Raw genomic sequence first — 1,834 nt, 5'->3', positions numbered from 1 at the left:
AGCTTGACTCTGTCGGTGATCTTGGTCGCTGGGGTGTCAGCTGACGGCTCGCCAGGAGCGCAGGCGCGGGATGCTGTGCTGGTCGAGGTGGTCCTGGAAGGCAGTTGGTGGTCGTGGGGGCGTGTTCTCGCCCGGAGGCTGCCGGCTGAGGCGTTCGATGTTGACGGCGATGGCGGTGAGCACGTGCTGCAGGTGGGCCTTGGCCTGCCCGCGGTATCGGCAGCGGCGCATGCCGTGGCCGTGGGCGAACTCGCAGATGGTGCCCTCGATGCCGGACCGCACCGCGTAGCGCTTGTGCCAGGCCGGTTCCTGCTGCTCGGCACGATTGCGTATCTGCAGTTCGTGCAGCTCGCGCGGGGGGAAGCCCACGTTGCGGGCGGCGTCGCGGGAGGTGGTGCACTTGGCCCGGACCGGGCAGGGCTGGCACTGGCTCTTGGTGAAGCGGGCCACGATCAGCGGGGCGGCGGTCGGCGAGGATGTCGGGTAGGGGCCGTGCCAACCCCTGCTGACCTGGCCCTGCGGGCAGGTGACCTCCTGGCGGTCGAAGTCGATGCGAAAGTCGTCGCGGGCGAAGCCCTCGCCCCGGCGGTGCTGGAGGGTGGGGTTGCCCGGCAGGGGTCCGACGACGGTGATCCGGTGCTCACGCTCGGCCTGCTCCAGGTGGACCAGGGAGGTGTAGCCGCCGTCGACCAGGTGCTGGTCGGGCCGTAGTCCCCGGTGTTCCAGGCGGGTGTGGATGCCGGGCAGGACTTCGGTGTCGGCGCTGGTGGCCGGCATGGTGGCCACGTCCGTGATCACATTGACGCCATCGTTGGAGCAGGTCTCGGTCACGTGCGCGAGGAATCCCGTCCAGCGGGTGACCTGCCCCCGGCGAGCGTATCGGGCCGTCGGATCGTAGGGCGAGACGATTCGGTGTGCGGAGGGCGGCAGGCCGCTGTCGTCGTCATCGTCGCGCCAGCGCAAGCGGCCGGCGGTGTCCCAGTAGTAGTTCTGAACGAGGATCTGCCGCAGGGCCCGTGTCTGGGGGCCGTCCAGCAGGCCGGGATGGTTGCGGGCCAGGTGTTCGAGCAGTCGGCGGGCGTCTGCCCCGGTGGTGTTGATCCTGGTCTTGGGCCGGGTGGGGTTCTTGCCCAGGCGCACCGGCCGACCGTAGCGGCGGCCCCAGTCCTCCTCGACCAGGCCGGCCAGCGCATGGCCGGCGGTGCGGGCGAGTTCCTCCAGGGCCGCCCGCATGGCTTCGGTGACCAGCTCCAGGCGGGTCAGGTTGCGCACGGCGGCCAGGACGTGGGTGGAGTCGGTGCGCTGGGTGGTGCGCTCGCGGACCAGTCCGGCGCCTTTCAGACGGGCCAGGGCGAGGTCGAGGAAGCGGTCCGCCCGGCCGTCCTCCAGCAGGCGGTCGCGAAAGTCGGTGAGCACGCTGTGGTGGAAGCCTGGGTCGTCGAGGTTGAGGCCGAGCGCGTATTTGAAGTCGATGCGGCAGCGTACGGCCTCGGCGGCGTCGCGGTCGGAGAGCCCGAGCAGGAACTGCAGCACGCTCACCGTGGCCAGCTGGGCGGGCGAAAGCCCGGGACGCCCGTCACGCGGGTACCAGTCGGCGAAGTCTTCGTCGCTCCACAGACCGTCGAGGTGGTCCCGCACCCACATCGCCGTCGTGCCACCGGGGTTGCTGGCGCGCGCCATGCGCGCGGTCAGCGCCGGTACCTCGGCGCCCGGACGGGGACGCATCGACATCTCTCACTCCTCGCCAGTCTCACGGGCCTCGTACAACCGCAAGACTGACGCACCACCACGATCCCAGGCAGCCGAACACCAAGATCACCGACAGAGTCAAGCT

The 1,834-nt window shown here is 70.4% G+C and carries 1 protein-coding gene; it reads right to left on the bottom strand.

Annotation, left to right across the window (positions count from 1 at the left end; translation table 11 throughout):
- Window positions 1-36: 36 nt before the first annotated feature.
- Window positions 37-1,731 carry an IS1182 family transposase gene (locus tag ACZ52R_RS43445; RefSeq protein ID WP_465755574.1) on the bottom strand — a complete coding sequence of 565 codons (1,695 nt, stop codon included), beginning with the start codon at window positions 1,729-1,731 and terminating at the stop codon, window positions 37-39.
- Window positions 1,732-1,834: the final 103 nt, after the last annotated feature.

It is taken from the genome of Kitasatospora sp. NPDC034023 (genome assembly GCF_055575795.1).
This window is presented reverse-complemented; position numbering and strand designations above follow the sequence as displayed.